The following is a 23,687-nucleotide window of genomic DNA, read 5'->3' on the forward strand; positions in this document are numbered from 1 at the left end:
CTGCGACCTGATGTCGCGGCGGCGCGGCGACTCGTCGCAGCGCACCGCGCAGCAGGACGGCGTCGAAAAGCGGGGCGCCCCTCGAGGACTCGACGCCATAGCCTCAGGCGCGAAATAAGGTCATATTCACGACAAGCCGACGGCGCGCTCCAACGCGCCGCGATCATCCGAGGGAACGCTCGAAATGACCGACAAGATCTATGCAGTGCCGGAAGCGTGGCGGAACGAGGCCCGCGTGGACGCCGAGAAATATGCGGAGCTCTACCGGCGCTCTGTCGCCGACCCCGACGGCTTTTGGGGCGAGCAGGCGCAGCGCATAGAGTGGATCGCCCCTTTCACGCGCGTGAAGGAGGTGAGCTTCGACACGCATAATGTCGCGATCGAATGGTTCGGCGACGGCTCCACCAATGTCGCGATGAACTGCATCGATCGCCATCTCCCGCATCGCGCCGATCAGGTGGCGATCATTTGGGAGGGCGACGATCCCTCGCTCTCGCGTCACATCACCTATCGCGAATTGCACGAGCAGGTGTGCCGCTTCGCCAATGTGCTGAAGGCGCATGGCGTGCGCAAAGGCGATCGCGTGACGATCTATCTGCCGATGATACCGGAGGCCGCCTACGCCATGCTCGCCTGCGCGCGCATCGGCGCCGTGCATTCTGTGGTGTTCGGCGGCTTCTCGCCGGATGCGCTCGCCGGCCGCATAGAGGATGCGCAATCGGATGTCGTCATCACGGCGGACGAGGGCGTGCGCGGCGGCCGCAAATCGGCGCTGAAGGACAATGTCGACGCCGCGCTGGAGAAGGTCTCCGCCAAGACCGTGATCGTTGTCACGCGCACCGGCGCCAAGGTGGATATGAAGCCCGGCCGCGATTTTCGTTACGAGGACGAGGCGAAGAAGGTTCCCGAGGATTGTCCTTACGCCGAGGTCGGCGCCGAGGATCCGCTGTTCATCCTCTACACTTCAGGCTCGACCGGAAAGCCCAAGGGCGTGCTGCACACGACGGGCGGCTATCTCGTCCATGCCGCGCTGACGCATGAGCTCGTCTTCGATTATCGCGAGGGCGATGTCTATTGGTGCACCGCGGATGTCGGCTGGGTGACGGGCCACAGCTATATCGTCTATGGCCCGCTCGCCAATGGCGCGACGACGCTGATGTTCGAAGGCGTGCCGAATTATCCGACCGTCTCGCGCTTCTGGGAAGTGATCGACAAGCACAAGGTCGACATCTTCTACACGGCGCCGACGGCGATCCGCGCTTTGATGGGCGCCGGCGAGGAGCCGGTGAAGAAGACCAGCCGCAAGTCGGTGCGCCTGCTCGGCTCGGTCGGCGAGCCGATCAATCCCGAGGCCTGGGAATGGTATCACCGCGTCGTCGGCGAGGGCCGCTGCCCCATCGTCGACACATGGTGGCAGACGGAGACGGGCGGCATTCTCATCGCGCCTCTGCCGGGCGCCACGGCGCTGAAGCCGGGCTCGGCGACCAAGCCCTTCTTCGGCGTGCAGCCGGAGATCGTCGACGCCAATGGCAATGTGCTGGAGGGCGCCTGCGAGGGCAATCTCGTCATCGCCGACAGCTGGCCGGGACAGGCGCGCACCGTGTTCGGCGATCACGAGCGTTTCGTGCAGACCTATTTCACCGCCTATCCGGGCAAATATTTCACCGGCGACGGCTGCCGGCGCGACAAGGACGGCTATTATTGGATCACCGGCCGCGTCGACGACGTCATCAATGTCTCCGGCCATCGCCTCGGCACGGCGGAAATAGAGAGCGCGCTCGTCGCGCATGAGAAGGTCGCCGAGGCGGCGGTCGTCGGCTTCCCGCATGCGATCAAGGGCCAGGGCATCTACGCCTATGTGACCCTGATGGGCGGCGTCGAGGCTTCCGAGCGTCTGCGCAAGGAGCTCGTCGATTTCGTGCGCAAGGAGATTTCCGCCATCGCCTCGCCGGATGTGATCCAATTCGCGCCCGGCCTGCCGAAGACGCGCTCCGGCAAGATCATGCGGCGCATATTGCGCAAGATCGCCGAGAATGAATTCGGCGCGCTGGGGGATACGTCCACGCTCGCCGATCCGAGCGTGGTGGAGGATCTCATCAAGAACCGGCCGGCGGGGTGACGAAGGGAGGCGCGCGCGGCGAAGCGATAGTGGATCAGTCCCACCTCGGTCGCCGCATCAACCATGAGGTCAGCCATGAGAATGAGAGGGCTGAAACGCTTCATCGGTTTCGCTCTTGTTGCGGTCAGCGTGATCCCGCCGGGTCTCGTCGCCTTATGGCTCTTCGATCAAGTCGTCATCGGGCTGAGCCCCGAGGGCGTGCCGACGTTGATAATGCTGGGTTGGATCAGCGGCGCAGGTCTCGTCGGTGGAATCTGGATTATCAAAGCGTCGAACTGACCCGCTACCCGCCGAAGCGCGACCCTCGCTCGCCGGCCAAATTCGCGCTATGTTGTTCTGGAGCCGACCGAACAGCCGCTTCGGCGATAGGGACCCGAAATGAGCATTATGATTTCCGAGGTCTATGACGCCTTCGTCTCGGCCGGAGCGCCGGAAGAGAAGGCTCGTCGGGCCGCCGAAGCCCTGACTGTTTACGAAAGCCGATTTTCCAAGCTCGAGAACGATATGGCCGTCATCAAATGGATGCTCGGCTTCGTCATCGCCATTCTTTCCGCCGTGGCGCTGAAGCTCTTCCTCCATTGAGCGGTCGAGTTCGTCAGGCTTGACACTCGCCCGCGCCTGGGTCACTCGGCGCTCGTCAATCCAAAATGAGGGGACGAGAAGCGCATGGCGAAGGCATTCGTGTTTCCGGGGCAGGGGTCGCAGACGGTCGGCATGGGCAAGGCGCTCGGCGAGGCCTTTCCTCAGGCGCGCGCCGTCTATGAGGAGGTGGACGCCGCGCTCGGCGCGCCGCTCTCCAAGATCATGTTCGAAGGCCCGGAAGCCGAGCTGACGCTCACCGCCAACGCCCAGCCGGCGCTGATGGCGGTTTCCCTCGCCGCCATTCGCGTGCTCGAGGCCGAGGCCGGGCTCGATCTCTCTCGCGACGCCAAATTCGTCGCGGGCCATTCGCTCGGCGAATATTCGGCGCTGGCCGCCGCCGGGGCGCTCTCCATCGCCGACACCGCGCGGCTGTTGCGGCTGCGCGGTCAGGCCATGCAGGCCGCGGTTCCGGTCGGCGCGGGCGCGATGGCCGCGCTCATCGGCGTCGAGCTGGAGGCCGCCCGCGCGATCGCCGAGGCGGCCGCCGAGGCCGAAGGGGCGGTCTGTCAGGTCGCCAATGACAATGGCGGCGGCCAGATCGTCGTCTCGGGCTCCAAGGCTGCGGTGGAAAAGGCGATTCTCATCGCCAAGGAGCGGGGCGTGAAGCGCGCCGTGCCGCTGCCGGTCTCCGCGCCCTTCCATTGCGCGCTGATGCAGGGCGCCGCCGACGCCATGCGCGAGGCGCTGGCGACGACCACGATTCTCGCGCCCAAGGTCCCCGTCGTCGCCAATGTGACGGCGAGCCCGATTCTTTCGCCGGACGATATCCGTCGCCTGCTGGTGGAGCAGGTGACCGGCACGGTGCGCTGGCGCGAATGCGTCGCCCATATGGCCGGTGCGGGCGTCGACAAATTCGTCGAATGCGGCTCAGGCAAGGTGCTGACCGGCCTGCTGAAGCGCATCGCGTCCGAGGCCAAGGGAATCAATGTCGGCGCGCCGGAAGATCTGGACGCCTATCGCGCCTTCGTCTGACGTAACAAAAAAGCCCGGCCGCGAGGGCCGGGCTCTTCGTCCCGTAAGAGTGCTTTCGAGCGAAGTGGGAACCGGTTCGCGTGAAGAAAGCACGACGGAAAAAGAGATATAGAGTCATTCCGGTTCAATCTGAACCGGAATGACTCTAGGAGGAGAGGAGACGCTTCAGTATCTCGCCACCACGGGAGCGGGGGTGAAGAGATTGAAGTGATAGTTGATGCCGGCGCGCACAGTGTTGATGCGCGTATGGCGATTCCAATTGTTGGAGCCCCAGATCGCGGCGGGGAACTGCGGGAACAGGATCGGAGCCAGCGCGCCCCAATTATTGTTGTTATTGTTGTCGTTGAGCTCCGTGTAGAGATATTCGATCTTCGCGGACCAATTGGGCAGGAAGGCCCATTCGACGCCGCCGCCGGCCGTCCAGCCGCCGCGCACGTCATTGTTATTGTTGTTGCCCCACCAGAAGCCGCCGAACGGATGCTTCACCTCGCCATAGGCGAAGCCGCCGGTGCCGTAGATCAGCAGGCGGGAATCGAGCAGCGCCAGGCCCAGGCGGCCGCGCACCGTGCCGAACCACGGAACCTTGGTGCGATCAGCGCCGCCCCAGCCGCCCCACCAATTATTATTATTGTTGCCGCTGCCGATGCTGGTGCCCTGAATGTCGGTCTCGAGACCGACGACGAAGAGCGGCGAGATCTGATAGTTCCAGCCGAGCTGGCCGCCGCCGACAACGCCGCCGCTGGTATTGTTGCTGTTGTTGTTCCAGCCCCAATTATTGTTGTTGTTGCCGCGGTCGAGCCAGCCGCCGCCGAGGTTCAGGCCGACATAGGGGCCGGTCCAGGAGAAGGCCGGCGGCGGGACGAAGGCGACAGCCACTTCCTTGCGCGAAGGCAGATCGGCCGCGCTGGCCGATCCGGCGAGCAGGGCCGAAAAGACCGCGAGAAGGGAAATCCTGGATTTCATTAGATGGCTCCTCAATTCTCTATAAAGCGGCGCAGCACGCCAATCACGCCGTTCGAACTCACCAACGCAAGCATTCGAACTGCCACGGACGAAGATTTCGTAAATCACTGACACTGTAAACGCCGAAAAAGGCTATAGGCGGCCCGAAACAGCATTTCGTTTGTCGGTGTGATAAAAAGGCACCCCTAGGTAATTCGAGATACACTGATTTTATACTATAGTGTCGACAAACATGCGCTCCGCACAACTACCTAATGCGACAAAGACGGCGCCGAGCGGCGAGATTGCGCGCCGCGCGCGCGGCGCCTATAGAGACGCGTAAAGTTCGCGAAGCCGCGCGAGCACAGCGGCGGCGAGGGGGAGAGACATGTTCGATCTGAGCGGCAAGACGGCGCTGGTCACCGGCGCGAGCGGCGGCATCGGCCGGGACATCGCGCGCGCTCTGCATAAGAGCGGCGCCGTGGTGGCGCTTTCGGGCACGCGCGAGGAGGCGCTCGCGACGCTGGCCTCCGAGCTCGGCGAGCGCGTCCACATCCTCCCTTGCGATCTCTCCGACAAGGCGCAGGCCGAGGCGCTGGTCCCGGCGGCGGAAAAGGCCATGGGCGGGCTCGACATTCTGGTCAACAACGCCGGCATCACCCGCGACATGCTGTTCATGCGCCTCAAGGACGAGGATTGGGACGCGGTGCTGAACGTCAATCTCACCTCGGCCTTCCGCCTGTCGCGAGCGGCGCTGCGCGGCATGATGCGCAAGCGCTTCGGCCGCATCATCGGCATCACCTCGGTCGTCGGCGTCACCGGCAACGCCGGCCAGGGCAATTACGCCGCCGCCAAGGCCGGCATGATCGGCATGACCAAATCGCTGGCGGCCGAGGTCGCCTCGCGCGGCATAACCGTCAATTGCGTGGCGCCCGGCTTTATCGAGAGCCCTATGACCGACGCGCTGAACGAGACGCAGAAACAGACGATTCTGCGCGCCGTGCCGGCCGGACGGCTGGGCACGGGCGCGGATGTCGCCGCCGCCGTCGTCTATCTTTCGAGCGACGAATCGGCCTATGTCACCGGCCAGACTCTGCATGTGAACGGCGGCATGGCGATGATCTGAAAGCTCAGGATTTGCCGCGGGGCGCCTCTCGCCACGGCGAATTAATTATGCTACCAGACGCGTCGCTGGCCGGGGGCGACGCCGCAAAGAGCAATTCGGGCCGGCGAGAAAGCCCGCCTCCCGATGGCGACGTTTCCGCGGGTCGCGCGAGCGAAACCGCAGAAATGTGACGTAGTTTACCCCTGAAACGATCGAGCGAGGTCCGAGCCGAACTCTGGATCCGCCAAATCGGTGTCAGCAGATCGATCGAACGAGGATCAGAGAAGATGAGCGATATCGCCCCGCGCGTTAAGAGTATCGTTGTCGAACATCTCGGCGTCAAAGAAGAAGAGGTGAAGCCGGAGGCGTCTTTCGTCGACGATCTCGGGGCCGATTCTCTCGACACCGTCGAGCTGGTCATGGCTTTCGAGGAGGAGTTCGGCGTCGAGATTCCGGACGAAGAGGCCGAGAAGATCAACACGGTCGGCGACGCCATCTCCTATCTGGAAAAAGCCAAAGCGGCTTGAGGCCAATGGCCGACGCGACGCGGATCGTGGAACGATCCGCGGTTCCGCGTTTTCGTCAATGAACTGCAAGGCACAGCTCTCGAGAGAATCCATGCGCAGGGTGGTGGTCACCGGACTCGGCATCGTTTCGCCGTTGGGCTGTGGCGTGGACGTCAATTGGCGGCGGCTCATCGCCGGAGAGCACGGCTTTCGCCGCATCGACACCTTCGAGGCGTCGGATCTCCCATGTCAGATAGCAGGTTTCGTGCCGCGCGGAGACGGTTCCAACGGAACCTTCGATCCCGACGCCTGGTTCGAGCCCAAAGAGCAGCGCAAGGTCGACGACTTCATCATCTATGGAGTCGCCGCGGCCACTCAGGCGCTGGCCGACGCCGGCTGGAAGGCCGATACGGCGGAAAAGCAGAACACGACCGGCGTGCTGATCGGCTCCGGCATCGGCGGCCTGGGCGGCATTTATGAGACCTCCATCACGCTGAAGGAGAAAGGCCCGCGACGCGTGTCGCCTTTCTTCATCTCCGGCCGCATCATCAATCTGGCCTCCGGCTATGTGTCGATCATGCACGGCCTCAAAGGGCCGAATCACGCCGTCGTCACCGCCTGCTCCACCGGCGCGCACGCCATTGGCGACGCGGGCCGGCTGATCGCGCTGGGCGAGGCGGAGGTGATGGTGGCCGGCGGCGCCGAATCGCCGGTCAATCGCATCGGCGTCGCGGGCTTCGCGGCCTGCAAGGCGCTGTCGACCGGCTTCAACGATCGTCCCGAGGCGGGCTCGCGGCCCTATGATCGTGATCGCGACGGCTTCGTGATGGGCGAGGGCGCCGGCTGCGTCGTTCTCGAATCTTATGAGCATGCGGTGGCGCGCGGCGCGCGAATCTACGCCGAGCTGATCGGCTATGGCATGTCCGGCGACGCCTATCACATCACGGCGCCCGCGCCGGACGGCGACGGCGCCTATCGCTGCATGGGGATCGCGCTGAAGCGCGCCGGCCTGCGCGTCTCGGATGTGGATTATGTGAATTCCCACGGCACCTCGACGCCGCTCGGCGACGAGATCGAGCTGCAGGCGGTGCATCGCCTCATCGGCAATGAGACGCCGAGCCTCTCCATGTCCTCGACCAAATCGGCGATCGGGCATCTGCTCGGCGCGGCCGGAGCCGTGGAGGCGATCTATTCCATATTGGCGCTCACCCATGGCGTCGCGCCGCCCACGCGCAATCTGGACAATCCCTCGGTCGCGACCGAAATAGACCTCGTGCCGCGCAAGGCGCGGGAGCGTAAGATCGACATCGTCCTTTCCAATTCCTTCGGCTTCGGCGGCACCAACGCGTCCCTCGTCTTCCGGCGCCCGCAGTAGCGGCGCCGCCGCGCTCGCGCGCAGCCGTGGACGAAGGGCGTTCCTGATTTCGCCACAAAGAACGATAGGGTAACGGACGCGCGAGCGCCGCAAAGTCGTCGCAATCCTCCTCGGCGCGCCGCCGCGGAGGCGTTTTGTTCGGTCCGTCGCGTTTTTCTGGTCGGTGTGATCCGAATCACGACACGGCCCGAAACCAAAGAGACGGAGTTTCCCGATGAGCGATGCTCCCAATGATTCGTCCGAGACGCCCAAGGATGGCCCGTCCGAGGCCCGAGGGCAGGACGCGAAGGGTGCCGTGGCCGCGGGGCCGGAGCCCGCAGGCGCGCAGTCTCAGAGCCAATCCTCCTCATTCTTCCGCCGCCGCGCCAGCCTGCGCGGCTCCGGCGGCGCGGATGCTCCGCCGCCGCCCCCGCCGCGCCGCAAGCGCGAGGGAACGCTCTCTGCGCTCAGCAGCCTGCTCTCCTTGCTGCTGGTCGTCGCCGTCGCCGGCGTCTTCGGCCTCATCGCCGTGCTGCACAAGCTGCGCGAGCCGGGTCCGCTCGCCGCCGAGAAGATCGTCTATATCGCTCCGCACAGCGACGTCCCCGAGATTCTCGCGCAGCTCGAGCGGGACGGCGTCATCGACAATCCGATCCTGATGAATATCGCTCTGGTCATCGAGGGCGTGCGCGGCAACCTGAAGCGCGGCGAATATGCGTTCAAGCAGAACGCCAGCCTGCGCGAGGTGATGGACGAGCTCATCAATGGCCGGCAGATCCTGCATGGCGTGACCATTCCCGAGGGGCTGACGACCGAGCAGATCGTCTCGCGGCTGCGCGAGAGCGACTTTCTGGCCGGCGACATGGCGGAGCTGCCCAAGGAGGGCGCGCTGCTGCCGGAGACCTATAAGGTCGCGCGCGGCTATCCGCGCGGCAAGCTGCTGCTGAAGATGCAGGAGGATCAGCGCAAGCTGCTCGATCAGATCTGGGCGCGTCGCAACCCCGACCTTCCCGTCAAGACGCCCTATGAGCTGGTGACGCTCGCCTCCATCGTGGAGAAGGAGACTGGCAAGGCCGATGAGCGGCCGCGCGTCGCCGCCGTCTTCGTCAATCGCCTACGCAAGGGCATGCGGCTGCAGTCGGACCCCACCATCGTCTACGGCCTCGTCGGCGGGCGCGCGACGCTCGGCCGTGGGATCTTGAAGTCCGAGGTCGAGAAGTGGACGCCCTATAACACTTACGCGATCGACGGCCTGCCGCCGGGGCCGATCGCCAATCCGGGCCGCGCGGCGCTGGAGGCTGTCGCCAATCCCTCGCGCACGCAGGAGCTCTATTTCGTCGCCGATGGAACCGGCGGCCATGTCTTCGCCGAGACGCTCGAGCAGCATTCGCGCAATGTCCAGCGCTGGCGGCAGATCGAGAAGGATCGCGCCTTGGGCGTCGATCGCTTGGAGCCCGGCGCCGTCGTCGGGCCGACGCAGCCCGCCCCGCGGGAAAAGCGCGGCGACGCGGCTTTCGGCCGGCTGGTGGCGCTGGCCGATGCGCAGATGGAGCCGGTGACGGCGGCCGATCCGCGCCATGGCGCATTGAAGCGAATCGGCGCCGCTCTGCCGTCCATCCCGTTCGAATATGCCGGCGACAATGAGGAGAGCCTGCGGCTCACGGCCGAGCGCGCCGCCGTGGCGCTGGTCGCGCCGCCGTTCTTCACCACGCAATTCGCCCAGCGCGCCCAGCCCGAGGCGCGCGCCGCCGTCACGATGATCGCCGCCGCGGCGGATGATTCGCAGGCCGGCTCCGATGAGCTGGCCGAGGACGACGGTCTCGATTCGTCGGCGAGCTATCCGGTCTCCGCCACTCTACGCGCCGAGCAGCGCGCCCGCGCCGCGCGTCTCGGCTTGGCGGTCGAGGAGCGGCCCGTCGACCGCCCCTTGCCGCTCTCCGCTTCGGCCGACGCCGGCCAGGCGCCGCGCGCCGCGCGCGCGCGCGCCTTCGACGCTTCGGAAGGCACGGCGCTCGATCCGCTGCGGGATCGCGGCTGGGATTTGAACTCCGCCAAGACCGTGCCGGATGTGGCCAAGTTTCGGTGATCGAAGCAGCGAGATAGCGAGTAGCGAATAGACTGCCGCTCGCTATTCGCTACTCGCTATTCGCCCCGACCAAGGATCGCAATGTCTCTCGCCAGCATGACCGGCTTCGCCCGCGCTCACGACAGTCTCGGACCGTGGCGCTACGCTTGGGAAATCAAGACCGTCAATTCCAAAGGGCTGGATCTGCGGCTGCGCGTTCCGCCCAATTTCGATGCGGTGGAGGTAAAGGCGCGCGCGCTGATCTCCGGCCGCATCGCTCGCGGCTCCTGCTTCGCCAATCTCACCGCGCGACGCGACGACGCCGTGGTCGAGACGCGCATCAATCGCCCCGCGCTGGAGCGTCTGCTGAAGGCGCTGGACGATGTGCCGCTGCACGCATCCTTGCGGCCGGCTTCGCTCGACGGCCTGCTCGCCGTGCGCGGCATTGTCGAGGTCATAGAGCCGGAGGATGATGAGGAGCAGCGCAATGCGCTCGACGCGAAGGTGCTGGCGACATTGGCGCAAGCGCTGGAGGCGCTGACCGCCTCACGCGTTTCCGAAGGCGCGGCCATTGGCGATGTGCTGACGGCGCGTCTGGCGCGCATCGGCGAATTGACCGCGCAGGCGGAGGCGCTGCCCGGCCGCTCGGCCGAGGCGGTGCGCGCGCGGCTCGCCACGCAGATTGCCGCTCTGCTGGAGACGGGCCATTCCTTCGACGCGCAACGCCTGCATCAGGAGGCGGTGCTGCTCGCGGTCAAGGCCGACATTCGCGAGGAGCTGGACCGGCTGAAGGCCCATGTGGTCAGCGCCGGCGAGCTGATCGGTAAGGGCGGCCCGATCGGCCGCCGCCTTGATTTTCTCGCCCAGGAATTATCGCGCGAGACCAACACGCTCTGCGCCAAATCCAATGATGGCGCGCTCACCGCGCTCGGCCTCGAGCTCAAGATCGAGGTGGAGCAATGGCGCGAGCAGGTGCAGAACATTGAGTGAGGAGAAAATAGCGAATAGGGAGTAGCGCGAAAGACGCGCTCCCTTCGCCACTCGCTATTTGCTGGATCTGAGATGCCCACAACGCCAGACCGCCGCGGAATCGTCCTCATCCTCTCCTCGCCCTCCGGCGCGGGGAAGACGACGCTGACGCGCATGCTGCTGCAGAACCGCGAGCTCGATCTCACCCTCTCGATCTCGGTGACGACGCGCCCGCGTCGCTCCAGCGAGGTGGACGGCATCCATTATTCCTTCATTTCCAAGAGCCGCTTCGAGTCGATGCGCGACAGCGGCGAATTGCTGGAATGGGCGGAGGTGCACGGAAATTATTACGGCACGCCGCGCGCGCCGGTGGAAGAGATTTTGCGCGAAGGCCGCGATGCGCTCTTCGATATCGATTATCAGGGCACGCAGCAGGTGCGCGACAAGATGGCCGCGGACACTGTCACCGTCTTCATTCTGCCGCCGTCGATGAAAGAGCTGCGCGCGCGTCTCGAGCGCCGCGCGGAAGATTCGCGCGAGACGATCGAGCGCCGTCTCGAGAATGCGCGCAATGAGATTCAGCGTTGGAAGCAATATGATTATGTGCTGGTCAACGACGATCTGCAGCGCACTTTCGACGATCTTCTCGCAATATTGCGCGCCGAGCGTCAGCGCCGGCCGCGTCGCCTGCCGGGCATAGAAGCTTTCGTCGCGCGTCTGTTGAGCGAGTGATTCTGCGAGCGCGTGAGGCCACAGTCCCTCGCCCTGAGGAGCCGGCGCAGCCGGTGTCTCGAAGGGTCGAAACGCCCGCGCGCTGGAGCATCCTTCGAGGCTTTTTGCGTTCCGCAAAAAGCGCCTCAGGATGAGGGAGCGGTTTGAAAGAGAGAGGACCTCGATCTCGCCATGACAGTCCCGAAGACATTGCTCGAGCGCGTCGCTCCCGCCTTCGCGGCGCTGTGCCTCGCCGCCTGCAATTCCGCGCAGCCTGTCGCCGTCGCGCAGGCGCCGGCGGTCGCGACTCGCAACACGACGCCCGCTGGCTTCGAGCTTCCCGAGGGCTCCGGCTGCTCCGGCGCCATCCGCCGCTATCGTGCGATCATGGACAATGATCTCGCCATGGGCCACGTGACTCAGGGCGTCTATGCGACGATCCAGAACGAGATCGCCGCCGCCGCCTCGGCCTGCTCGGCGGGTCGCGACGCTCAGGCCGTCGCTCTGGTGCATGCGAGCAAGGCGCGCCACGGCTATCCCGGCTGAGTCGCGACATTTCGTCCACGCCGCATCGGAAGCCAGTCAGATTGGAAGCAATCTCAACTCGCGCCGTTGTGGCGCGGCGGCCCTTTAACTACCTTGATATTCAAGCTGTAGCGCATTCATGGGCGGGCCTCGCTGCGTCCGCGTCGCGCTTGGCGGTGGGCCGGTTCTTGCTTCGCTTCACGCGGGGCGTGGGCGAAGGCGTCGAAACGATTCATCGAAAGGCGTAAAATGAATTCCTCCCGTATCCTTCTCGTCGCCGCCGCTCTCGCGGCGGGCGTCGGCGCCGCCGTCGCGGCCGACGAGACCTCTCTCGAAATCTCCATCAAGGATCATCGCTTCTCGACCTCCGAGCTGCATGCCCCCGCCGACAAGCCGATCACCATCGTCGTGAAGAATCTCGACTCGACGCCGGAGGAGTTCGAGAGCAAGGCGCTCAAGATCGAGAAGGTCGTCGCCGGCAAGGCCGAGATCACCGTGCGCGTGCGCCCGCTGAAGCCCGGCCGCTATCATTTCGTCGGCGAATATCACGAGGATACGGCCAAGGGCGAGCTCGTCGTCGAGTAAGGATCACACCATGCTGGGCGCACTCATCATTGTCTTTCGCGAGGTCATAGAGGCGGGTCTCGTCATCGGCATCGTGCTCGCCGTCACGCGCGGCGCGCGCGGCTCCCGGGCCTATGTCTTCGGCGGCGTGGCGGCGGGCGCGCTCGGCGCCGGCGTCGTCGCGCTGTTCGCCGATGCGCTGTCGCAGGCCGTCGCCGGCCGTGGGCAGGAACTGTTCAACGCCGGCGTTCTCGCGGTGGCGGTGGTGATGCTCGCCACGCATAATATTTGGATGGCGCGCCACGGCCGCGAGCTGGCGAGCGAGCTGGCGGCGGCCGGCCGCGCCGCCGTCTCGGGCGACAAATCCTTCTTCGCCCTCGCGGTGGTCGTCGCGCTCGCCGTGCTGCGGGAAGGCTCGGAGGTCGCGCTGTTCCTCTACGGAATTCTCGCCTCGGGCGAGACGGCGGCAGATCTCTTCGCCGGCGGCGTGGCGGGCCTCGTGCTCGGCGCGGGCGTCAGCGCGCTCACCTATTTCGGCCTCGTCACCATTCCGGCGCGGCATTTGTTCGCCGTGACGACGGCGATGATCACGCTGCTGGCGGCCGGCCTCGCGGCCCAATGCGCCGGCTTTCTGCAACAGGCTTGGATCGTCACCGCGCTTTCGCAGACGGTGTGGGACACATCCGGCGTGCTGCCGGATTCGAGCCTCTTCGGCCGCGTGCTGCATACGCTGATCGGCTATGTCGACCAGCCGACGGCGTTGCAGCTCGTCGTCTATGTGGCGACGCTGGCGGGCATTATCATCGCCACCCGCCTCGCCTCTCCGCGGCCGGGCGCCGCGACTGTTCATGCCGCGGCGGAGTGACGAACGATCGCTTCGCGCGGCATTTGCCGCCTTCCTTCTCCCCGCATTGCGGGGAGAAGGTGCGGATGAGGGGCCGGGGGCGTTTTCCGTCTGTGGCTCACGCCCCGAGCCCCTCACCCCGGCCCTCTTCCCGCTCGCGGGGAGAGGGAGAAATTCGCTCGCGCTTTTACTCCGCCGCCGCGTCCTGCTCCTGCGCGCCGCGCGCGAGCCGCTCGGCCTTCAGCAATTCCGCGACGAGGAAGGCCACTTCTATCGCCTGCTCGGCGTTGAGGCGCGGATCGCAGGTGGTGTCGTAACGCACGCCGAGCTCCTGCTCGGAAATATCGCGCGCGCCGCCCATGCATTCGGTGACATTCTGTCCCGTCATCTCGAGGTGAATGCCGCCGGCGTAAGTTCCCTCGGCGCGGTGAACCTCGAAGAAATTGCGGATTTCCGCCATCACGCGATCGAAAGGCCGAGTCTTGCGGCCGCCGGCGCTGATCGTGTTGCCGTGCATCGGATCGCAGCACCACACGACATTGCGCCCCTCGCGGGCGACGGCGCGCAGGATCGGCGGCAGCGCCTCGGCCGCCTTGTCGGAGCCGAAACGGCAGATGAGCGTCAGCCGCCCCGGCTCGTTCTGCGGATCGAGCTTGTCGATGAGGCGCAGCAGCGCGTCGGGCTTCAGGCTCGGCCCGCATTTGAGGCCGATGGGGTTCTGCACGCCGCGGAGATATTCGATATGGGCGCCGTCCTCCTGGCGCGTGCGGTCGCCGATCCAGAGGAAATGGCCGGAGGTGGCGAAATAGCCGCCCTCGAGCGAATCGACGCGGGTCAGCGCTTGCTCATAGCCGAGCAGCAGCGCCTCGTGAGAGGTGTAGAAATCCGTTTGCCGCAGCTCGGGATGATGCTCGGGATCGAGGCCGATGGCGCGCATGAAGCCCAAGGTCTCGCTGATATGGTCGGCGAGCTGCGAATAGCGATCCGAGAGCGGGCTGTTGCGCACGAAGCCCAGCATCCAGCGATGCGCATTGACGAGATTGGCGAAGCCGCCCGTCGCGAATGCGCGGATGAGGTTGAGCGTCGCCGCCGATTGCCGATAGGCCATCAGCTGCCGCTGCGGATCGGGCGTGCGGGCGGCGGCGGTGAATTCGATGTCGTTGATGATGTCGCCGCGATAGCTCGGCAGCTCCAGCGCGCCCTGCTTCTCGGTGGGGGCGGAGCGCGGCTTGGCGAATTGACCAGCGATGCGGCCGACCTTCACCACGGGCGAGGCCGCCGCATAGGTCAGCACCACCGCCATTTGCAGGAAGACGCGGAAGAAATCGCGGATATTATCGGCCGAATGCTCGCTGAAGCTCTCGGCGCAATCGCCGCCCTGCAGCAGAAAGGCGCGGCCGGCCGCCACCTCGCCGAGCGAGCGTTTCAAATTGCGCGCCTCGCCGGCGAAGACGAGGGGCGGAAATCCGGCGAGCTGCCGCTCGACATCGGCGAGCGCCGCCTGATCCTGATAGATCGGCGTCTGCTCGATCGGTCTCGCTCTCCAGCTTCCGGGCGTCCAATTCTCCACTAGCCTGGCTCCTGCTCGCCGCTCCCCTGCGCGGCCCAGCTATACAGGAGCCGGCCCGCGGAGGCGAGCTTTTGCCCGCCCGCCGCAAGCGTCGCCGTGCTCCCTCGCATGCGACCTGCGGTCTTTCCGCAAGATGACGCGGCGCGCCGCTTTCCCTAGCCTCGTCGGCGCCCTTTTCGTACGAGCGCTTTTTTCATGCCTGTCTTTTTGTCGGATTTCGTTCACGCCGCCCGTTGGCTCGCCGCTCTCGCCGTTCTGCTCGCTCACGCCAATGTGCTCATCTCCTCGAGCGACATAATGGTCGCGCCGCATGGGCCGCTGGTCTATCTCTGGTGGTTCGTCACCGCCTTCTCGCATCAGGCGGTGACGGTCTTTTTCGTGCTGTCGGGCTTTCTCGTCGGCGGCCGCGTCTTCGCGGCCATGGAGCGGCGCACGCCCTTCCTGCGCGCCTATTTCATCGATCGCTTCGCCCGCATCTATCTGGTGCTGGTCCCGGCGCTGGCGCTGACCTTCGCTCTCGACGCGCTCGGCCGCGACCTCTTCGCCGGCGCGGGCGTCTATGAGCTTCCCGGCCTCGAGGGCGCCTATGAGCCCTCGCGCATTCTCTCGGCGCTGGCCATGCAGCAGAACATCTGGGCCGGCCAGGCCGGCTCCGACGGTCCACTGTGGTCGCTGGCCTGCGAGTTCTGGTATTATCTGCTGTTCCCGCTACTGCTGCTTCCGTGGGCGCGCGCCTATTCGGAGCCCGCGCGTCTTGTCGGCTTCGCGCTCGGCGCGCTGCTGCTGCTGTTCCTCTCGCTTCCCTCCTCGCGCGTGCCTTTCGGCTTCGCACTTTGGGCCATGGGCGCGCTGGCGGCCCGCGCGCCGCGTCCGCTGCTCTCCGGCAAATATCTGTCGCTGGGGATCTGTCTCGCGGCGCTCGTCGTCGGTCGTCTCGCCGCGCGCGGGCCGCTCTTCGAGGCGCATCCGGTTCTGCACGACATCGCCGACGGGCTCACCGCGGCGACGCTCGCCAATCTGCTGGCGACGCTACGCTTCACGGAAAGCGGCTTTGCTTTCGGGCGTTCGACGCTGCATCGCCGGCTCGCGGATTTCTCCTTCTCGCTCTACGCCACGCATATGCCGATCGTTTTCTTCTTCTGGGCGGGAGCCGGCCATATTTTCGGCGCGGACTGGCACAAGCTTCTGCCGACGCCGACGCATTGGCTCGTCACGGCGGCGCTGCTCCTCGTCGCCGTCGCGACGGCCTTCGTCTTCTCGCGTCTGACCGAGGCGCATACGCCGGCGCTGCGGCGGCTTCTGCACGCCGCTGTCGCCGCGCTGGACCGGCGCGCGCGGCTCGGCGAGCGCGCCCGCTGGGTTGGCCAAGGTCGAGCCGAGGGGCTATAACTCGGCCCTGTCCTGCTTTTTTCATTTGGGGCGACCCGCTCGCTCCAAAGCCGTCGGAGACACATGCCGGTCCTTTTGTCGCAATTCATCGAGGCATGCCGTTGGGTGGGCGCGCTGCTCGTGCTCGCCGTCCATTCCACCAATATGTTCGTCAATCTCGCCGACATAATGAGCGCGCCCCATGCGGCGAGCGTCTACGCCTGGTGGTTCTTCGTCAGCTTCGAGCTCGGACATCAGGCCGTCGTCGGCTTCTTCGCGATCTCGGGCTATCTCGTCGGCGGCGCGGTGCTGGCGCAATTGCGCAAGGACAAGCCCTTCCTGCGCGATTATCTCATCCATCGCTTCGCGCGCATCTATATCGTCCTCGCGCCGGCGCTGCTCGTCACAGTGGCGGTGGATTGGATCGGGCGCGGCTGGCTCGGCGACAGCGGCGTCTATGACTGGCCGGTGTTCAAGGACCATTATCGCGCCGATCTCTTCCTCGGCTCATTGGCCAATCTCTCGGCGATCTATTGCGATTTCTTCGGCACCAATGGGCCGCTCTGGTCGCTCGCCTGCGAGTTCTGGTATTACATCTCCTTCCCGCTGCTGCTGCTGCCCTTCGCCCGCGCCTATTCGCTGCGGGCGCGCGCCATCGGCTTCGCGCTCGGCCTCGCCATTCTCATCGTGATGTCGATTCCTTCCGGCGGCTGGTTTCGTTTCGGCTATCTGCTCTGGGGCCTCGGCGCGCTGGCGACTCTGGCGCGGCGCCCGCTGGTTCAGTCGCGCTGGATCGCGCTCGCGCTCTATGTCGCGGCCGTCATCCCGATCCGCCTATTGGTGCGCGGCCCCAATCTCGAGGCTTATCCCTATCTCGCCGATCTCGCCGATACATTGTCGGCCGTTCTCTTCCTCAATCTCGTGGTGACGCTGCGCTTCGGGCCGCAGCAGGGCTGGGCGCTGTTCCAGCCGCAGCTGCATCGGCGGCTCGCCGATTTCTCCTTTTCGCTCTACAGCGTCCACATGCCCGTGCTGATTCTGGCGCGCGCCCTGGCCGATCGGCATTTCGGCGCGCTATGGGCGCGCGAGCTGGCGACGCCCGTCCATTGGCTGGTGATGGCGGCGGTAATGACGGCGGCGGTCGTCTTCGGCTTCCTCTTCTCGCGCGTCACCGAGGCGCACACCAACGCCCTGCGGCGCGCGCTGCGCAATGCCTTCGAGGCGGCGGAGGAGCGTCGGCGCCGGCGGTTCCCGCAGCCGATCGAGGAGCTGAAGCGCGAGCCGCAAAAAGCCGACGCATGAGCCTGAAGGTCATCCGTGCCGCCCTCTGTCGACGAACCGTCGCATCCCTCCTCTAATGGCGAGGACCCTAGACGGGCCGCCGAAGGCGCGCGCTCGCGGGGACGCACGAAAATGAAGACGTTGCCGCCGGCCGGCGCGATCGTGGGCGATTCGCCCTTTCTCTGGGTCATGCGCTTCGATGCGGACGGCGCGGCGACGCTCGTCGCCGACCACGACGCCTCACGGCTCGATACGGACGCCGACGGCTATTTCTGGGTCCACCTCAATGTCGCCGATCTGCGCTATCGCGATTGGGTCGCCGGTCGCCAGCAAATGCCGGCGGAGGCGCGCGCCCTGCTCATAGATCAGGACAGCCATCAGCGGCTGGACGCCGACGAGCAGGCGCTGTGGGGCGTGATCGCCGATTACGGCCGCGATCTCGAGCGTGAGGAAGATGTGCTGCGTCCGCTGCGAGTCGTCGTCACCGAGCGCTGCATCGTCACCGCCCGCCGCTACGCCGTCGAGTCGACGGCCGCCATTCGGCAGGCCGCGTTGGAGGGCCAGCGGCTGCCAACGCCGCTCGATCTCTTCGAGGCGCTGGTGACGCGCAGCCTCGTCTCCATGGACACCGGCCTCGAGAAGCTTCTCGCCAAATTCAACAAGATCGAGGATCGCGTGCTGGACGACGAGACGCATGACGATCGCCGCGATCTCGGCGCGCTGCGTCGCCAGACGATCCGGCTGCGGCGCGAGCTCGCCGATGGTCAGCGCGTTTTTTCCCGCACGGCTTTCTCGCCGCGCGTCACGCCGCCGATCCATGCGGCGCTGCGGCGGCTGACGCAGCGTTTCGATTCGCTGCAGCAGGAGCTGCAGGCGGTGGAGGAGCGCGCGCGGCTGCTGCAGGACGAGATCGTCTCCAATTTCACGGCGGAGACCAATCGCCAGCTCTATGTGCTGACTATTCTCGGCACTCTGCTCATGCCGCCGACTCTCGTCTCCGGCATATTCGGCATGAACACGAAGAATCTGTTCTTCGCCGATAATGAGCAGGGGACGCTCTATGCGGCGGCGCTCTGCATCGCCTCGGCCGCGGCGGCCTTTTTCGCGCTGATGTGGATCAAGCGCCGCGAGGGATAACGGAGCGCGCGCCGTTCAGCCTCACGCCGCAGCTAAGCTCTCGAATAATCCGCGGCCGTCGATTCCGCCGACCAGCGGATCGATGAGATTTTCCGGATGCGGCATCAGGCCGAGCACATTGCGGCGCTCGGAGAAGATTCCGGCGATGTCGTTGCGCGAGCCGTTGGGATTGGCCTCGCCGCCGATGCGGCCGAGCGAATCGCAATAGCGGAAGGCGACCAGCCCCTCGCCCTCGAGCCGGGCGATCGTCTCGTCATCGGCCTCGTAATTGCCCTCGCCATGGGCGATGGCGACCTCGATCGTCTGGCCCTGCCGATAATGGCTGGTGAAGGCCGTGTCGGCGCGCTCGACGCGCAAATGCTGCATGCGGCAGACGAAGCGCAGATTGGCGTTGCGCATCAGCACGCCCGGCAGCAGCCCGCCCTCGCACAAAATCTGAAAGCCGTTGCAGACGCCGAGCGTCAGGCCGCCGCGCGCGGCATGGGCGCGCACCGCGTCCATAATGGCGGCGCGGCCGGCGATGGCGCCGCAGCGCAGATAATCGCCATAGGAGAAGCCGCCCGGCAGCACGACGAGATCGGTGCCTGCGGGCAGCTCGGTCTGCGAATGCCACACCATTGCGGGCTCGTGGCCGGTGGCTTGGGCGAGCGCGCGCGCCATATCGCCTTCGCGATTGGAGCCGGGAAAGACGAGGACGGCGGCTTTCATTGGATCAGATCTCGATCTGGAAATTCTCGATGACGGTGTTGGCGAGCAGCTTCTCGCAGGCGGTCCGCAGCCGCGCCTCGGCGAGGGCGCGGTCGGAGCCCTCGAGCTCTATGTCGAACACCTTGCCCTGCCGCACGCCGCCGACGCCCTCGACGCCGAGCGAGGCCAGCGCGCCTTCAATGGCTTTGCCCTGCGGATCGAGCACGCCGTTCTTCAAGGTGACGATGACGCGGGCTTTCATGCGGCGGCTTCCCTGTTTGGGCTTCGGAGGCTGGCCGCAGGGTTAGCGGGGGACGCGCCGGAGCGCAAGATTTCTGGGGGAGAGAATTTCTGGCCGAGAGAATTTCGCTACGACGCTTCAGGCCGAGCGCGAGCGCAGCGTGTAGACGAAGCCCATGGCGCCGAGCAGCGCGATCGTGGCGGCGAACACCGGCTGGCCGGCGGCGAGCGTCAGCATGACAGCGACGAAGGTCGCGACGCCGATCACTGAGGTAACGACGATAGAGCCGACCGGCGACGCCCCGCCGCCGCTCGCGGCGCTTCGCCGGCGCGGCGGGCTGGCGACGGCCGCGACCACGGCCTGATAGGCGGGATCGAAATTGATGCGATCGATGAAGAGCGGAGGCGTGGCATAGGGAAAGCCGCCGGAGGGCGAGGCGAAATCGCGGTCATAGGCGGCGGCCTCGAAGGCGCCCGGCCCGGTCTTGGTCACATAGAGATCGATGGTCGCCGTGTCCCGCTCGCCGTCGCGGACCAGAAGCGCGGCGCGAATCGTCGGCGCGGCCTCGGCTGAATTGCGCGAGGGCAGGCGCGCGCGCGGAACGGTGTCGGCGGCGTCGAGGAATTCTCGGACCGTCTCGCCGCGCGCCTCCGCCGCCGCGCGCAAGGCGGTCTGCGCCTCGCGAATGACGATGCGCAGCGGAATGCGCTCGCCGATGAGGCGCGGCAGGCCGGAGAGCGCCGCCGCGCTCGGCCCATAGGCCGACCGCAAGGGCGCATCCTCGCCGGCGAGCGGCTCGTCGGCTTCGGCGCCGAGCGGCATGGCGAAATTGCGATAGCCGGCGGGCAGCGCGTCGCGGAGGCCCGGACCGGGCGGGGGCGGCGGCTTGGCGGCCGTCGTCGTGGTCTCGACGCTCGTCTCCTCCACCGGCTCGGCTCTCGCCGTGACCTGCGAGACGCGCGACAGCGCGCGCACGCTGGGCGCTCGGGATGTGAGGGCGGAAATCGGCGAAACCATGATTCGTGACCATCCATGGCGCGTCGGACGCGTATCCAGTTTCCGGCGTCCGCCTTGCGCGAGGCTGACGTCAGCGCAACCGGAGCGATTATTGGCGGCCCATGTCGATGGCGGGTTACAGAAAAGAGTCGAATGCCGCCGACCTCGCTCTATCTGCCTCGTCAGCGAGGGAGGAGCTCCCAATGCATGCGGTCTCCAATTATCCGGGACGTCGGCGCGCCACGCAGGAGGCGGCGCGGCGGGAGGTTTTCGCCGTCGTCGACTCGCTCGCCCGCGAGATGCATCCGCGGCGCGGCGCGGCGACGGAGATTTCGCTGTCCAGCCGGCTCGAGCAGGATCTCGGCGTCGACAGCCTGGCGCGCGCCGAATTGAACATGCGGCTGGAGCGCGCCTTCCACGCCCCTCTGCCGCTCGAGGAGCTGGGCCGCGCCGATACGGTCGGCGATCTGCTGACGGCGCTCGCGAAGGCCTCCGGCGCCGAGCCGCCCGCCTTCGCCGAGCCTTCGCCCGCCGAGGCGCTGCCGCATATTCGCGCCGCCTTCGAGGCGAGGACGCTGACCGAGGCGCTGGACTGGCACGCCGCGCAAAATCCCGAGCGGCTGCATCTCACCTTTCTGCGCGACGCCGCGACGCCCGGCGGCGCGCTCACCTATTGGCGGCTCGCCGATGAGGCGCGGCGCGCGGCGGAGGGGCTCATCGCCCGCGACGTCGCGCCGGGCGACCGCATCGCGCTGATGCTGCCGACGGGAATCGATTTCTTCGTCGGCTTTTTCGGCGCGCTCTACGCCGGCGCCATTCCCGTGCCGATCTATCCGCCGATGCGCATGGCGCAGATCGAGGAGCATCTCACGCGCCAGATCGGCATTTTGCGCAATGCGGGGGTGCGGCTGCTCGTCACCACGCCGGAGGGTCTGCGCCTCGCCGGCCTCGCCCGCGGGCGCGTGGAGAGCTTGGAAGCGATCGTCAGCGTCGCCGATCTCACCAGCGGCGCCAATGGCGCGCCGCTGCCGCCGACGCGCGAAGCGGGCGCGACCGCCATGCTGCAATATACGTCCGGCAGCACGGGCGATCCCAAAGGCGTGGTGCTGAGCCACGCCAATCTTCTCGCCAATGTGCGCGCCATGGGCCTCGCCATCGGCGCGAGCTCGGCCGACACTTTTGTGAGCTGGCTGCCGCTCTATCACGATATGGGGCTGATCGGCGCCTGGCTCGGCTGCCTGCATTTCGGCGCGCCGCTCTATGTCATGTCGCCGCTGACCTTCCTCTCGCGGCCGGCGAGCTGGCTCGAGGCGATCGACCGCCATCGCGGCACGCTGAGCGCCGCGCCCAATTTCGCCTTCGAGCTGTGCCTCGATAAGATCGATCCGGCGCAGATCGAGGGGCTCGATCTCTCCTCGCTGCGCATGGTCGCCAATGGCGCCGAGCCCATCTCCCCGCGCACGATCCAGCGATTCGCCGAGAAATTCGCCAAATACGGCTTTCGGGCGGAGGCCATGGCGCCGGTCTATGGGCTCGCGGAAAATGCGGTCGGCCTCGCCTTTCCGCCGCCCGGCCGCGCGCCGGCCGTCGACCGCATCTCCCGCGAGACGCTGGCGACCGACGGCCGCGCCGAGCCGGCGGCGGAAGGGGCCGGCTCGCTCGAGATCGTCGGCTGCGGCGCCCCGCTGCCGGGCCATGAGATTCGCATCGTCGACGCCGCCGGCCGCGAGCTTTCCGAGCGCCGCGAGGGGCGGCTGGAGTTTCGCGGCCCCTCGGCCACGAAGGGTTATTTCCGCAATGAGGAGAAGACCAAAGCGCTGATTCGAGGCGGCTGGCTCGACAGCGGCGATCGCGCCTATATGGCCGGCGGCGAGATCTATGTGACCGGGCGGGTCAAGGACATAGTGATCCGGGCCGGGCGGCATCTCTATCCGCAAGAGATAGAGGAGGCCGTCGCCGCGCTTCCCGGCATTCGCAAGGGCTGCGTCGCCGCTTTCGGGGCGCCCGATGTGGAGACCGGCACGGAACGGCTGATCGTCGTCGCCGAGACCTATGAGACCGTGCCGGAAGCGCTGGGCGCGCTCGAGACCAAAGTTCAGGCGGCGGTCGCCGCCGTCTGCGGCGCGCCGGCGGACGAAGTCCGCTTCCTGCCGCCGCGCTCGACGCCCAAAACCTCGAGCGGCAAGATTCGCCGCAGCGCCGCCAAGGCGCTGTTCGAGGAGGGGCGGCTCGGCGAGCCGCGCGGCCCGGTCTGGCTGCAGATCGGCCGGCTGGCGCTGCTCGGCCTATGGCCGGCGCTGCGTGGGGCGGCGCAACGAGCGGGCGAGCTCGCCTATGCCTGCTGGTGGTGGCTCACCGTCTGCGCCGGCTATTTCGCCGCCTGGTGGGCGGTGATGATTCTGCCCCGCCGCTCGCGCTGGGCGGCCGTGCGCAAGATCGCCGGCGCCATGCTCGGCGCCATTGGCGCGAAGGTCACGACCGAAGGGCTGGAGCGTCTGCCGACGGGCGGGGCCGTGCTCGCCTTCAACCATTCGAGCTATGTCGACGCCATGCTGCTCGCCGCGCGCCTGCCGGGCGAGCCGGCCTTCGTCGCCAAGAAGGAGCTGGCCGGGCAGATGTTCGCCGGGCCGTTCCTGCGCCGGCTCGGGGCGCTTTTCGTCGAGCGCTACGATATTGCCGCGAGCGTCGCCGATGCGGAGAGCCTTGTCGCGGCGGCGCGCGAGGGGCGAAATCTGGTGTTCTTCCCCGAGGGGACGTTCACGCGCCGCGCCGGGCTCTGCGGCTTCTATCTCGGCGCGTTCAAGATAGCCGCCGAGGCGGAGCTGCCGGTCTATCCGGGCGTCTTGCGCGGAACCCGCGGCATGTTGCGCGGCGGCCAATGGTTCCCACGCCGCTCGGCCCTGTCGCTCACTATCCTGCCGCCGATACGGGCGGGCGGGAGCGATTTTCTCTGCGCGCTGCGGCTGCGGGATCATGTCCGCGCCGCCATCCTCGCGCGCTGCGGTGAGCCGGATTTGAGCGAATTGTCCAAGCCGAAGCGGGGAGAAGCGTAGCGAAGGCCCCCTCCCCAGCCCTCCCCCGCTTTGCGG

General features: G+C 66.7%; 22 protein-coding genes. 17 read left to right on the plus strand and 5 right to left on the minus strand.

The annotated features are described in order from the left end of the window. The first annotated feature begins 184 nt into the window (after nucleotides 1-184). The 4 genes from acs to fabD all read left to right on the plus strand — a co-directional run bounded on the left by acs (nucleotide 185) and on the right by fabD (nucleotide 3,733). Entirely contained in the window at nucleotides 185-2,119 is a 1,935-nt protein-coding gene (gene acs, locus K369_RS19980; protein WP_036293629.1) for an acetate--CoA ligase, read from the plus strand. Nucleotides 2,120-2,194: 75 nt separating this feature from the next. Continuing rightward, nucleotides 2,195-2,398 carry a hypothetical protein gene (locus K369_RS19985; protein ID WP_036293631.1) on the plus strand — a complete coding sequence of 68 codons (204 nt, stop codon included), beginning with the start codon at nucleotides 2,195-2,197 and terminating at the stop codon, nucleotides 2,396-2,398. A 99-nt stretch (nucleotides 2,399-2,497) separates the two neighbouring features. Then, a complete protein-coding gene (locus K369_RS19990; RefSeq protein ID WP_036293633.1) occupies nucleotides 2,498-2,701 on the plus strand; it encodes a hypothetical protein in 204 nt (67 codons plus the stop codon). 84 nt (nucleotides 2,702-2,785) lie between these two features. Beyond that, nucleotides 2,786-3,733 carry an ACP S-malonyltransferase gene (gene fabD / locus K369_RS19995; RefSeq protein WP_036293635.1) on the plus strand — a complete coding sequence of 316 codons (948 nt, stop codon included), beginning with the start codon at nucleotides 2,786-2,788 and terminating at the stop codon, nucleotides 3,731-3,733. 165 nt (nucleotides 3,734-3,898) lie between these two features. On the opposite strand, the gene K369_RS20000 is transcribed toward fabD, so the two are convergent. Continuing rightward, nucleotides 3,899-4,696, minus strand: a complete 798-nt coding sequence (locus K369_RS20000) for an outer membrane protein (RefSeq protein ID WP_036293637.1) — start codon at nucleotides 4,694-4,696, stop codon at nucleotides 3,899-3,901. A gap of 367 nt (nucleotides 4,697-5,063) precedes the next feature. On the opposite strand from K369_RS20000, the gene fabG reads away from it, so the two are divergent. The 9 genes from fabG (at nucleotide 5,064) to K369_RS20045 (ending at nucleotide 13,339) form a co-directional block, all read left to right on the plus strand. Continuing rightward, nucleotides 5,064-5,801, plus strand: coding sequence for a 3-oxoacyl-[acyl-carrier-protein] reductase (fabG, locus tag K369_RS20005; RefSeq protein WP_018267301.1), 738 nt, complete (start codon nucleotides 5,064-5,066; stop codon nucleotides 5,799-5,801). Nucleotides 5,802-6,067: 266 nt separating this feature from the next. Next, a complete protein-coding gene (locus K369_RS20010; RefSeq protein WP_018267300.1) occupies nucleotides 6,068-6,307 on the plus strand; it encodes an acyl carrier protein in 240 nt (79 codons plus the stop codon). A gap of 91 nt (nucleotides 6,308-6,398) precedes the next feature. Next, nucleotides 6,399-7,661 (plus strand): beta-ketoacyl-ACP synthase II, encoded by a 1,263-nt coding sequence (gene fabF / locus K369_RS20015; protein WP_036293639.1) that lies wholly within the window; start codon nucleotides 6,399-6,401, stop codon nucleotides 7,659-7,661. A 214-nt stretch (nucleotides 7,662-7,875) separates the two neighbouring features. Continuing rightward, nucleotides 7,876-9,726 (plus strand): endolytic transglycosylase MltG, encoded by a 1,851-nt coding sequence (mltG, locus tag K369_RS20020; RefSeq protein ID WP_036293641.1) that lies wholly within the window; start codon nucleotides 7,876-7,878, stop codon nucleotides 9,724-9,726. 81 nt (nucleotides 9,727-9,807) lie between these two features. Continuing rightward, on the plus strand, nucleotides 9,808-10,695 hold the full coding sequence (locus K369_RS20025) for a YicC/YloC family endoribonuclease (RefSeq protein ID WP_036293643.1): 888 nt from the start codon (nucleotides 9,808-9,810) through the stop codon (nucleotides 10,693-10,695). A 72-nt stretch (nucleotides 10,696-10,767) separates the two neighbouring features. Then, a complete protein-coding gene (gene gmk / locus K369_RS20030; RefSeq protein ID WP_018267296.1) occupies nucleotides 10,768-11,406 on the plus strand; it encodes a guanylate kinase in 639 nt (212 codons plus the stop codon). 171 nt (nucleotides 11,407-11,577) lie between these two features. Further along, nucleotides 11,578-11,931 (plus strand): hypothetical protein, encoded by a 354-nt coding sequence (locus tag K369_RS20035; protein ID WP_036293645.1) that lies wholly within the window; start codon nucleotides 11,578-11,580, stop codon nucleotides 11,929-11,931. A 228-nt stretch (nucleotides 11,932-12,159) separates the two neighbouring features. Then, nucleotides 12,160-12,495, plus strand: a complete 336-nt coding sequence (locus K369_RS20040; protein WP_036293647.1) for a cupredoxin domain-containing protein — start codon at nucleotides 12,160-12,162, stop codon at nucleotides 12,493-12,495. A gap of 10 nt (nucleotides 12,496-12,505) precedes the next feature. Beyond that, nucleotides 12,506-13,339 (plus strand): FTR1 family protein, encoded by an 834-nt coding sequence (locus K369_RS20045; protein WP_036293648.1) that lies wholly within the window; start codon nucleotides 12,506-12,508, stop codon nucleotides 13,337-13,339. A 166-nt stretch (nucleotides 13,340-13,505) separates the two neighbouring features. On the opposite strand, the gene K369_RS20050 is transcribed toward K369_RS20045, so the two are convergent. Further along, entirely contained in the window at nucleotides 13,506-14,888 is a 1,383-nt protein-coding gene (locus K369_RS20050; protein ID WP_036293650.1) for a class II 3-deoxy-7-phosphoheptulonate synthase, read from the minus strand. A 195-nt stretch (nucleotides 14,889-15,083) separates the two neighbouring features. On the opposite strand from K369_RS20050, the gene K369_RS20055 reads away from it, so the two are divergent. From K369_RS20055 to K369_RS20065, 3 genes are all read left to right on the plus strand, one after another. Beyond that, the gene (locus tag K369_RS20055; RefSeq protein ID WP_051949432.1) at nucleotides 15,084-16,277 is read left to right on the plus strand and encodes an acyltransferase; all 1,194 of its coding nucleotides are present in this window, start codon (nucleotides 15,084-15,086) and stop codon (nucleotides 16,275-16,277) included. A 63-nt stretch (nucleotides 16,278-16,340) separates the two neighbouring features. Continuing rightward, nucleotides 16,341-17,558, plus strand: a complete 1,218-nt coding sequence (locus K369_RS20060) for an acyltransferase (protein ID WP_156967992.1) — start codon at nucleotides 16,341-16,343, stop codon at nucleotides 17,556-17,558. Nucleotides 17,559-17,669: 111 nt separating this feature from the next. After that, a complete protein-coding gene (locus tag K369_RS20065; protein ID WP_036293652.1) occupies nucleotides 17,670-18,674 on the plus strand; it encodes a CorA family divalent cation transporter in 1,005 nt (334 codons plus the stop codon). A gap of 21 nt (nucleotides 18,675-18,695) precedes the next feature. On the opposite strand, the gene purQ is transcribed toward K369_RS20065, so the two are convergent. The 3 genes from purQ to K369_RS20080 all read right to left on the minus strand — a co-directional run bounded on the left by purQ (nucleotide 18,696) and on the right by K369_RS20080 (nucleotide 20,619). Then, nucleotides 18,696-19,382, minus strand: coding sequence for a phosphoribosylformylglycinamidine synthase subunit PurQ (purQ, locus tag K369_RS20070; protein ID WP_036293654.1), 687 nt, complete (start codon nucleotides 19,380-19,382; stop codon nucleotides 18,696-18,698). A gap of 4 nt (nucleotides 19,383-19,386) precedes the next feature. Beyond that, nucleotides 19,387-19,623, minus strand: coding sequence for a phosphoribosylformylglycinamidine synthase subunit PurS (gene purS, locus K369_RS20075; protein ID WP_018267286.1), 237 nt, complete (start codon nucleotides 19,621-19,623; stop codon nucleotides 19,387-19,389). 117 nt (nucleotides 19,624-19,740) lie between these two features. After that, nucleotides 19,741-20,619, minus strand: a complete 879-nt coding sequence (locus K369_RS20080; protein WP_156967993.1) for a hypothetical protein — start codon at nucleotides 20,617-20,619, stop codon at nucleotides 19,741-19,743. Between the two features lie 182 nt (nucleotides 20,620-20,801). On the opposite strand from K369_RS20080, the gene K369_RS20085 reads away from it, so the two are divergent. Beyond that, nucleotides 20,802-23,651: an AMP-binding protein gene (locus K369_RS20085; protein ID WP_036293659.1), complete on the plus strand. Its 2,850-nt coding sequence runs from the start codon at nucleotides 20,802-20,804 to the stop codon at nucleotides 23,649-23,651. Nucleotides 23,652-23,687 lie beyond the last annotated feature (36 nt).

The sequence above is a fragment of the Methylosinus sp. PW1 genome, assembly GCF_000745215.1.
In the GTDB taxonomy this organism is placed as follows: Bacteria; Pseudomonadota; Alphaproteobacteria; order Rhizobiales; family Beijerinckiaceae; genus Methylosinus.

Coding starts and splice junctions, on each gene's coding strand:
- acs (WP_036293629.1), top strand. CDS start 185: ATGACCGACAAGATCTATGCAGTGCCGGAAGCGTGGCGGAACGAGGCC.
- K369_RS19985 (WP_036293631.1), top strand. CDS start 2,195: ATGAGAATGAGAGGGCTGAAACGCTTCATCGGTTTCGCTCTTGTTGCG.
- K369_RS19990 (WP_036293633.1), top strand. CDS start 2,498: ATGAGCATTATGATTTCCGAGGTCTATGACGCCTTCGTCTCGGCCGGA.
- fabD (WP_036293635.1), top strand. CDS start 2,786: ATGGCGAAGGCATTCGTGTTTCCGGGGCAGGGGTCGCAGACGGTCGGC.
- K369_RS20000 (WP_036293637.1), bottom strand. CDS start 4,696: ATGAAATCCAGGATTTCCCTTCTCGCGGTCTTTTCGGCCCTGCTCGCC.
- fabG (WP_018267301.1), top strand. CDS start 5,064: ATGTTCGATCTGAGCGGCAAGACGGCGCTGGTCACCGGCGCGAGCGGC.
- K369_RS20010 (WP_018267300.1), top strand. CDS start 6,068: ATGAGCGATATCGCCCCGCGCGTTAAGAGTATCGTTGTCGAACATCTC.
- fabF (WP_036293639.1), top strand. CDS start 6,399: ATGCGCAGGGTGGTGGTCACCGGACTCGGCATCGTTTCGCCGTTGGGC.
- mltG (WP_036293641.1), top strand. CDS start 7,876: ATGAGCGATGCTCCCAATGATTCGTCCGAGACGCCCAAGGATGGCCCG.
- K369_RS20025 (WP_036293643.1), top strand. CDS start 9,808: ATGTCTCTCGCCAGCATGACCGGCTTCGCCCGCGCTCACGACAGTCTC.
- gmk (WP_018267296.1), top strand. CDS start 10,768: ATGCCCACAACGCCAGACCGCCGCGGAATCGTCCTCATCCTCTCCTCG.
- K369_RS20035 (WP_036293645.1), top strand. CDS start 11,578: ATGACAGTCCCGAAGACATTGCTCGAGCGCGTCGCTCCCGCCTTCGCG.
- K369_RS20040 (WP_036293647.1), top strand. CDS start 12,160: ATGAATTCCTCCCGTATCCTTCTCGTCGCCGCCGCTCTCGCGGCGGGC.
- K369_RS20045 (WP_036293648.1), top strand. CDS start 12,506: ATGCTGGGCGCACTCATCATTGTCTTTCGCGAGGTCATAGAGGCGGGT.
- K369_RS20055 (WP_051949432.1), top strand. CDS start 15,084: ATGCCTGTCTTTTTGTCGGATTTCGTTCACGCCGCCCGTTGGCTCGCC.
- K369_RS20060 (WP_156967992.1), top strand. CDS start 16,341: ATGCCGGTCCTTTTGTCGCAATTCATCGAGGCATGCCGTTGGGTGGGC.
- K369_RS20065 (WP_036293652.1), top strand. CDS start 17,670: ATGAAGACGTTGCCGCCGGCCGGCGCGATCGTGGGCGATTCGCCCTTT.
- purQ (WP_036293654.1), bottom strand. CDS start 19,382: ATGAAAGCCGCCGTCCTCGTCTTTCCCGGCTCCAATCGCGAAGGCGAT.
- purS (WP_018267286.1), bottom strand. CDS start 19,623: ATGAAAGCCCGCGTCATCGTCACCTTGAAGAACGGCGTGCTCGATCCG.
- K369_RS20080 (WP_156967993.1), bottom strand. CDS start 20,619: ATGGTTTCGCCGATTTCCGCCCTCACATCCCGAGCGCCCAGCGTGCGC.
- K369_RS20085 (WP_036293659.1), top strand. CDS start 20,802: ATGCATGCGGTCTCCAATTATCCGGGACGTCGGCGCGCCACGCAGGAG.